This window comes from Chamaesiphon sp. VAR_48_metabat_403 (genome assembly GCF_031422475.1).
In the GTDB taxonomy this organism is placed as follows: domain Bacteria; phylum Cyanobacteriota; class Cyanobacteriia; order Cyanobacteriales; family Chamaesiphonaceae; genus Chamaesiphon.
The window spans coordinates 1-8,732 of sequence record NZ_JANPLS010000381.1; the positions used below are offsets into that span (position 1 = coordinate 1).

At 47.9% G+C, this 8,732-nt stretch carries 10 protein-coding genes; 4 read left to right on the forward strand and 6 right to left on the reverse strand.

The window, feature by feature from the left end; genetic code table 11:
* Positions 1-491 (reverse strand): SPFH domain-containing protein (locus tag RMO79_RS18150; protein ID WP_310484647.1); only part of this gene is annotated, 491 nt, incomplete at its 3' end.
* Between the two features lie 143 nt (positions 492-634).
* Complete coding sequence (locus RMO79_RS18155; protein ID WP_310484648.1) at positions 635-1,489, reverse strand: formylglycine-generating enzyme family protein; 855 nt, start codon at positions 1,487-1,489, stop codon at positions 635-637.
* A gap of 165 nt (positions 1,490-1,654) precedes the next feature.
* Here RMO79_RS18155 and RMO79_RS18160 point away from each other — a divergent pair, with 165 nt between their 5' ends.
* Positions 1,655-2,473, forward strand: coding sequence for an RNA methyltransferase (locus tag RMO79_RS18160; protein ID WP_310484649.1), 819 nt, complete (start codon positions 1,655-1,657; stop codon positions 2,471-2,473).
* Positions 2,474-2,570: 97 nt separating this feature from the next.
* On the opposite strand, the gene RMO79_RS18165 is transcribed toward RMO79_RS18160, so the two are convergent.
* Positions 2,571-3,353, reverse strand: a complete 783-nt coding sequence (locus tag RMO79_RS18165) for a Uma2 family endonuclease (protein WP_310484650.1) — start codon at positions 3,351-3,353, stop codon at positions 2,571-2,573.
* A gap of 238 nt (positions 3,354-3,591) precedes the next feature.
* On the opposite strand from RMO79_RS18165, the gene RMO79_RS18170 reads away from it, so the two are divergent.
* Positions 3,592-3,990 carry a GNAT family N-acetyltransferase gene (locus tag RMO79_RS18170; RefSeq protein WP_310484655.1) on the forward strand — a complete coding sequence of 133 codons (399 nt, stop codon included), beginning with the start codon at positions 3,592-3,594 and terminating at the stop codon, positions 3,988-3,990.
* Positions 3,991-4,133: 143 nt separating this feature from the next.
* Complete coding sequence (locus RMO79_RS18175) at positions 4,134-4,760, forward strand: L,D-transpeptidase family protein (protein WP_310484651.1); 627 nt, start codon at positions 4,134-4,136, stop codon at positions 4,758-4,760.
* A gap of 41 nt (positions 4,761-4,801) precedes the next feature.
* On the opposite strand, the gene RMO79_RS18180 is transcribed toward RMO79_RS18175, so the two are convergent.
* The 3 genes from RMO79_RS18180 to RMO79_RS18190 all read right to left on the reverse strand — a co-directional run bounded on the left by RMO79_RS18180 (position 4,802) and on the right by RMO79_RS18190 (position 7,484).
* Complete coding sequence (locus RMO79_RS18180) at positions 4,802-5,755, reverse strand: serine hydrolase (protein ID WP_310484652.1); 954 nt, start codon at positions 5,753-5,755, stop codon at positions 4,802-4,804.
* Between the two features lie 153 nt (positions 5,756-5,908).
* Positions 5,909-6,910, reverse strand: coding sequence for a thiamine-phosphate kinase (gene thiL / locus RMO79_RS18185; protein WP_396136631.1), 1,002 nt, complete (start codon positions 6,908-6,910; stop codon positions 5,909-5,911).
* Between the two features lie 193 nt (positions 6,911-7,103).
* Entirely contained in the window at positions 7,104-7,484 is a 381-nt protein-coding gene (locus RMO79_RS18190; protein ID WP_310484653.1) for a hypothetical protein, read from the reverse strand.
* 279 nt (positions 7,485-7,763) lie between these two features.
* On the opposite strand from RMO79_RS18190, the gene glpX reads away from it, so the two are divergent.
* Positions 7,764-8,732: class II fructose-bisphosphatase (glpX, locus tag RMO79_RS18195; protein WP_310484654.1), on the forward strand; the 969-nt coding region annotated here is incomplete at its 3' end.

Genomic DNA, 8,732 nt, shown 5'->3' on the forward strand with positions numbered 1-8,732 from the left:
TATTTTTCCAGGCGATTGCTAAGGGCGAGATCGAAATCTTGTTTGTGTTCGTCACGTTTGGTAATTGCTTCTTCTACCGTGCGCCGAGCGGCGGCAATTTTAAAAGATTCTTGAGTTTGCGGGGCGATAATTTTAGAGACGATATTTTGAAGCGTACCCTGGGTGCGGCGAATATTTACGACTTGGACGGGATCTAGTCGAAAATTGATGGCAAAGCTAGCAGTTAAATCTTGTAAGTCTTTAGTAGAACTTTGAGCGGGAACTTCAAATTTTTGGACGGTAATATCATAAATATCGACCTTTCCAGCCAGCGGCGGTTTGAAATGAACGCCTTCTAAGAGTACGCCATCTGCCGCTTTTCCTAAGACGCTCACTACCCCAGCCTCACCAGGATTGATGACTACAAATGAGTTAAACCCAATTACCACTAAAATAACGACAAAGGCAATCGCTAATATTTGTTTCCACTCAAAATTATTTCGATCGGTCATTTAGGCTACTTTTTGCTGTTTACCTACTAGTTTAGAACTCGATCTAGATTTATGTCAGTGATGGGGATGGGAGATGGGAGTTCGGAGTTCGGAGAAATTTGCGTGAATTGAAACCACCCCTTCCTGCTCCCTACCCCCCACTCCTATCTCCCCTCTCCCATCTCCGAACTCCCACCTCCCATCTCCTCCAATGCCACCCGCAAACCACAACCATTCATCCGCAGATCTGGAGCCAGACTGCACCGTACCGCACTCCGACAGCCGCGCGCCACATAATCCCAAGCTCCACCTCGCATTACCCGTTTATCGCGCTCGGTAGCATTGGCATCTATCCAAGCACTTCCATCCGTCGGCGCGCCTTGATAACTCGGCTGATAAGTATCCATGCACCATTCCCAGACATTACCGTGCATGTCAGATAAACCAAAGGCATTGGGGGGGAAACTCCCAACTGGGGTGGCACGTTCGCGATTTGCTCCGGTTGGCGCGCCTGCATAGGGATAATCGCCGTTATAGTTGACTAAATCGGGGGTAATTATATCGCCAAAATGAAAGGCGGTATCAGTACCAGCGCGACAGGCATATTCCCACTGGCTCTCGCTAGGAAGCGTATACTTTCTGCCTGTTTGGTGCGATAGTTTGGTGCAAAATTCTAGGGCATCATGCCAAGATATCTTTTCGATCGGGTCGTCCAATCCTAATCCGTACCCTTTATCTTCGCCCATAATCTGTCGATATTGAGCGACGGTAATTGGGGATTTACCGATGAAAAAAGCTGGTAATGTCACCTGATGGAGCGGTCGTTCGTCTTGATGGTGGCGATTGTCGCCCATGATGAATGTACCGCCAGGAATTGCCACTAAATCTAGACTGATTTCCGCACCTAAGCTTTCGCTAAAACAGCGAGCCGAGCTGGGTTGCCGATCGCTAATTTCACCATTATTATCTACGCTAACTGTTTCAAAAGTATAAGTGGTGAGATTATCTACAACAGACATGGTGATTTCAGCAAAAGCGCGATCGATAGATCTTTTTAGTATCTCATAGGCTGACGACGATCGAGATGATGCTAAACTAGGTAAAAATCCGCAGCACAGTTACTGCGATCGTCAGTTTTATGAGATTAATTTCGGTAATCGAGAGCCAGAGATTGGCAAGGGAGGATGGTCGAGCCTAAGTGTTTCGACCATGCGGTGCTGAATGTGGAGGCAACATTAGCACGAGCCAAACGGCTGTATAAAAATCGCGCCGATCGCGATGCTTCTAAACTATTTTTCATCGAAGGCGTTCGTAATTTTGTGCGGGTGTCGGACAATCGGTTCGAGCTGGTAACGATTTTATTTAGTGAGAAGTTACTGACTTCACCGCTAGCGCGGAAGCTCGTCCGTAGAGCCAGAAGGGATGGCATTCCGACACTCAATCTCACCCCCGAACAGTTTCGACAAATCTCTGAGACAGAAAGAGCTTCGGGTATTGCCGCGATCGTCAAGCAACGTTGGTCGCAGTTAGATGAGATTTCGCCGCAGGCTGGCTTATGCTGGCTAGCACTAGAAATGGTGAGATCGGCAGGAAATTTAGGCACGCTCGTTCGCACATCAGAAGCCGTAGGTGGAGCGGGTTTAATTTTAATCGGAGATCGCATCGATCCCTACGATCCAGATGTCATGAGGGCTTCCATGAGCGGAGTATTTTCGCAACAGTTGGTTCGCACTAGTTTCGATCGATTGGCTGATTGGCTGCAACACCATCGGTGTCAAGTTATCGGGGCATCGCCAGAGGGAAAAACCGATCTCCATCAGTTCGATTATCCCCGCTCGACAGTCCTGTTTTTAGGTGAAGAGCGTCAAGGTTTAACCAGCCAGCAGCGGGAGTTATGCCATCATTTGGTGCGGATTCCGATGGTGGGAGATGCAGATTCGCTCAACCTGGGGGTTGCGGGTAGTTTGATGTTGTATGAGGTGTATCGATCGCGAGGATCTTAACGTTACGAGCAGTCTTTGGGATCGATCCCAAAGATTGCTGCACGAACTTAATTCACCGTCGATCCTGGACTCTTGCAAACGATCGAGAATATCCAACTCAAGTCAGATCGTTCGGATCGAGACCTTTGGCACGAAGATAGGCGATTAATTTTTCCTTTTCCTCGCGTTCTCGATCGGCTCGTTGAGATTCCTGTTCGGCTCGTTGAGACTCCTGTTCGGCGCGTTGGCGTTCGGCTTCAATCTGTTCTACTGCCCAAGGTAAGATTGCAGCAGACTGGTGCCACCAGCGCAGCCAATAGCCATTGCGATCGGTTTTAGTTCCCTTCCAAGTTCCTAAATAAAGGTCAATTTCTGGCAACCAATGACGACCGTTTTCATCCGGTTGTTCTAGTTCGTATTTGCCGTTTTGGAGTCGGTACAATTCCAATAATCCAGCTTGCGGCTCAAAGATGACATAAATCGGTACCTGCAATATTTGTTCGTAAAAAAACCATTTGCCAGGGGGATAAGTGGGTTTGACTGAATACTCGCCGCCTTCGGTTTCTGAGAGAAATTCCATGACGAGCAGCGGTAAGTCGCCCTCTAGATTGGGCGTGTAGCTATTGCGAGCGGATAACTGCTCTTTGACGCTAGGAACGTACAACCAATCGGGTGCTTTGATGACTAATTCTCCATTTACCGTCGCACACAGGCCAAAATTAGTAGCAATCAGCATCTGGGGTTGAATGCGTTGGGCGATTTCGAGGCTTTCTCGCAATGCGCCTGCAATTAATGGTTGTCCGGTATTTTCCACAGGTTCGTCCTCTAGCCTAAATCCAGCAGGGAGTGGTTCCCAGGTGATTTCTACTGGTTTTCGATTAATCTTGAGTTGAGTTGTCATACATGCAACCTTATCGATCGATCTCCATTTTAATCGATACTCGTTGGCGGAGCCTCTCAGGATGAGAATCTGGGCGATCGCGTGCGAGTATATTTAGAAGTAATTCATCGATCGTCAAATGGAAATTCGATTTCTAAACTCGCAAGATGTCACTGCTTACCAAGCACTGCGGCTCCAAGCACTGTAAGAGTCACCCACCGCTTTTGGTTCCAGTTACGAGCAGGAAGACAAGCTTTCGATCTCCGACTTTACCGCTAGACTTTGCCCTGGCGATCCTGTCAGCGGCGTTTTCGGTGCTTTTGACGACACCAATCGACCGATTGGAATGCTCGGCTTTTCGCGCGAGAGCCGTCCCAAACGCGCTCACATCGGCAATCTCTGGAGTATGTACGTTGTACCTGAATTTCGCAATCGCGGCGTAGGATCTGCGCTGCTTGATGCGGCATTATCCCATGCTAAAGGACTTGGCGTTCTGCGACAGATCGTTCTCGGTGTCACTGCGAGCAATTTAGCAGCCTCTTCCCTGTACAAATCGCGCGGTTTTCAGCCTTTTGGCTTCGAGCGGGATGCTTTATTTGTAGACGGTACATATTTCGACGAGGAGCATCTGGCATTACACTTCGATCGTGATGCCTAGAAAACTGAATGGATCGGACAATTAGCGCAGGTAAGATGAAATCATAGCAACGAGAATCGGTCAAAATGCTGACAGTAAAGCTGTTAGCTCTGGGCAAATTAAGAACATCAAAATTTGCTCCAGAGTAGACGAGAACTGTAACCATGAATCGACTTGTTAATTCTTTCTTGCTGAAACCTCAAGTTGTCCTAGCAATCGCGATCTCGATCCTGCCAGCGATCGCCACAGATCGATCTAACGCAGAACCAGCATCGCCTACTGGATCGGCGGCTAGAGTTGCTACACCCACAAACAACAATTCAATTGTTAGCAACAACAATCCTACTTCGACGGTAAATCCTGTTGCTACTCAGGTAACAACCAAAAGCCTATCGCCAATTGCCGATGTCCATCTCGCAATCCGGCTAAAAGAACGGAAATTATATGTTTATAAAGGTAGCCAGATTGTTGCTACTTATCCAGTAGCGATCGGTAAAAAAGGCCGCGAAACACCGACTGGAGAATGGCAAGTTATGGAAACGATCGTCAATCCTGGTTGGACGAATTTTAATACGGGTAAAATGATGCCTCCTGGCAAAAATAATCCGCTCGGTTCGCGCTGGATTGGTTTCTGGACTGATGGCAAAGATACGATCGGTTTTCATGGCACCAACCAACCTAACTCGGTGGGTAAAGCTGTATCCAGTGGCTGCGTGCGGATGTACGACAAAGATGTGCAAGCACTCTACCCGCTGATTAAAGTCGGTACGATCGTCAGAGTCGTGGATTAATAACGTAAGTTCAGCCCGATCGGTCGATCGGGAAATAGGAATTATTCAGGTGTCTGGATCTGCGCCATCGCATTCACAAATCGATCGGCAATAAACGGTAGGATCTGTCGATTTTGACTATTTGCCGTGCCTTCGATAAAGACAACCAATAAACAAGGCTGTCGATCTACTAATTCGATATACGCCGCATCGTGGCGCATCTGAGATGTCCAACCAGCTTTAGACCAAATTTGACTCCCAGGTGGTAAACCCGCGCCTAGAAAGCCATTTACCTGGTTCTCCTCGCCCGGATCGGGAGTGCTTTGAGCCAAGTTAAGATCGCGGTGGAGGAGTTGCATCATTTGGCTCGATCGATCGCTGCTGACTGCGGCACCCCCAACGATACTGTGCATTAACCTGGCGATCGCATCGGTAGTCATCATATTCCGATTTTCGCGCATTTCGCCGACAAATGCCCGCTCGCGTCCGTAGGGGCCTTCGCTCCAGGTTTTTTGATTGACGTTAATCGCGTCTAATTCCGACCAGCCGAGGGATTGATAATAACGGTTGACGAGGTTGCGTTGGGCTTTCCAAGTTTCAAATGGCCCAGCAGACAATTCGGGGCCACTGGTGGTACCCGTGAGGGTATCTACAACTAAACTAGTCGCATCGTTGCTAGAGTCGATTATCATGTCTTTGAGCGCGCGATCGAGTTCGGCTGAAGCTGTTGCCATCCCTTGCTCTAGCCATTCATGCATTGCTAATAAGTAGAACAATTTAACAATACTGGCTGGATAAATGCGTTCGCCACCGCGATGGCTAAATCCCCGCACGGGATATTTCCACAATTCGTCGGCGGTAATCGCTCCACCCGTATTTACCGGAATCGGTCGATCGTAAACCAGCCATGTCAGCGCAATTTGCTCTGGTTTTAAATCGGGAAATTTAGCGTGTGTATCTGCTAATGCTTGCTCGGCTAATGACGTGAGATTTGAATCGGCGTGGTAGAAGGACATTTTAAGTAAGAAGTAAGGAGTAAGAAGTATCGCAACCGCCAAGGCGATTAGGACAGCGATTGAAATCACCGCTCAGAATGCAAAGTCCGCCTTCGCGTGAAATGTCCTAACCGATGTGGCGGTTGCTATAACAACCGAATCTGAGGATCGGGTTTAAAAGTGCTGGAATCCAGATTGTCGGTTGAGATAAATTGGGGGTAATTCAGTCAGATCGTCGTTTAATATAATATCTGGTGACTGGACGATCTGACCGATTAGTGCGGCACCGCCACCGAGTTGTTTGACTAATTTTAGGGCGACTGGTGCTGGCAGACATAATACTAGTTCAAAGTCTTCGCCACCGTAGAGAGCGGATGTTAGAGCGGTATCTGGAAATATTTTAGCTAGGGACGGCGAGATGGGCATCGTCGAGCGAGTCAGTACGGCACCGACATTACTACATTCGCAAATCTGGACGATCGCATCTGCTAAACCATCGCTACTATCCATCCCGCTAATCGTGAATACTTCACTCGTACTCGATCGCAACCCTTCGAGGATTGGCAGTACATCTAGCCTCGGCTGGGGTCGTTGGTGGGCGATAATTAGCCTGTCTCGATGCTGTTGTAAATCGGCTCGATCGACACCTAATTCGGGATTGAGAAGCAATTGCAATCCAGCATCAGCGTCACCATGATAACCCGTTACCACGATCGCATCGCCAATTCGGGCAGTCGATCGAGCGATAATATTCTCCTTGTGCGCGCTACCTAAAGCCGTAATCGCCACGGTTGCTACACTCGATCGGGTTAAATCGCCGCCAATTATCCCCGTTCCATACTTCGTCAAACATGCTTCCATCCCCGCATAAAGCTGCTCTAACCAGAAAACAGGCAGTGTCGGGGGCAAACTCAACCCCACGGTAATTCCCAAGGGTGTAGCCCCCATTGCAGCCAGATCTGATAAATTTGCGGCAACCGATCGCCAGCCGACATCAAATGCCGTTGTGGTGCGATCGCTAAAATGCACGCCATCGACCAGTACATCAGTAGTGACTATTAACTCACAACCTGTTGGTGGATGGACGATCGCCCCGTCGTCGCCGATCGTATCAGGAATGCAGTAAGGCTGAATTAATTTTAATAATCCGCGTTCGCCTAAATCGCTAATTAGCATTAAAGTAATGGGTAGATTGGGGATATTTGGTTCCGGCAATAGCTCGTGGATAAAGGGAGTTACTTTAAAAATTACAAAAGGTAGCGAACGTCGCCGCAGCGATTCGATTAGACGATCGAATCCAATCTCATTACTAAAATTTTCTTGAATCATCTAAAACATTGAATTATTAATAACTAGAGTTGACAAATAATTAACGTGCGAATTTAAAACGAATTAAGGCTACCGCGAGCGCGAATAGATAACCATACCAAAACCGATCGATCGGCAATACCAATCTGCCACGCTTGGCTCGCCAACCACCGATCGCTGACATACAAAAACCGACTAATAGAGGCGTAAAAACTAGATTTGCCACCCGTGGCATACCAACAGGTGTCAAGTTAGATGGCAATACGAGCAAGCTGAGTCCGCCCAAAATTGCCCCAAATAAGCTGAATCCTAGTGCCGCCAGCCAGGGGTTTCGTTGTTTTCTAAACGTTTCTGAGAGAGATCGATATCCGAATGCAAACAAAGCTTCAGCAATTATCTGAACTATAAATTCACCAATTATCTGAACTATAAATTCAATCATTTAACTATTAAGCTCTCCACAAGCGGCTGCTGCCAATTCAATTATCATGCGATCTTTAACTCGAACTCACAACTCTTGTCAAGTGTCAAGATTGTTGGCTAGCCTACAGATCCAAACAATCGTGCTAATCGACGCGGAGAAATACATTTGCATTTTCAAGCGATCTCCACCATCTTGACAAAAGTCATAAAAATTCGAGAAACGATCGCGCGTCCCCTCGCTCTGGTAGACTTGTAGACTGAAATCCCTATAAATAAAGCCCTTTAGGAGCAAGCCGCAGTGGAAAATAGTTTAGGTTTAGAAATTATCGAAGTAGTAGAGCAAGCGGCGATCGCGTCAGCGCGCTTGATGGGTAAGGGCGACAAAAACGAAGCCGATCGTGTTGCAGTTGAAGCAATGCGCGAACGGATGAACAAAATCCACATGCGCGGACGCATCGTAATCGGGGAAGGCGAACGCGACGATGCACCCATGCTCTATATCGGTGAAGAAGTTGGGATTTGTTCTCAGCCTAATGCTGCTGACTTGTGTACGATCGACGAACTGATCGAAATCGACATCGCTGTCGATCCTTGCGAAGGTACCAACTTGTGTGCTTACGGACAACCCGGTTCGATGGCTGTATTGGCAATCTCCGAAAAAGGTGGTTTATTTGCCGCGCCTGACTTCTACATGAAGAAACTCGCAGCACCCCCAGCCGCTAAAGGTAAAGTAGATATCAACAAATCTGCTACCGAAAACCTCAAAATTTTATCGCAGTGTCTGGATCTCGCGATCGAAGAATTAGTTGTCGTCGTGATGAAACGCGAACGTCACAACGATCTGATTGCCGAAATTCGGGCTGCTGGCGCGCGCGTTGCGCTGATTAGCGATGGTGACGTTGGTGCGGCGATCAACTGCGGTTTTGCAGGTACTAACATTCACGCGCTGATGGGTATCGGTGCGGCTCCTGAAGGTGTAATTTCCGCAGCGGCTCTCCGTTGTTTAGACGCTCACTTTCAAGGACAATTGATCTACGATCCTGCGATCGTCAAAACTGGTTTGATCGGCGAAAGCAAAGAAGCGAACATCGATCGTCTCAAATCAATGGGCATCACCGATCCTGATAAAGTTTACACCGCTGAAGAACTAGCTTGTGGTAAAAACGTCCTGTTTGCTGGTACCGGGATTACCTCTGGTAACATCATGAACGGTGTTAACTTCTTTAAAGGTGGCGCGCGGACTCATACTCTGGTTATCTCCAGTCAG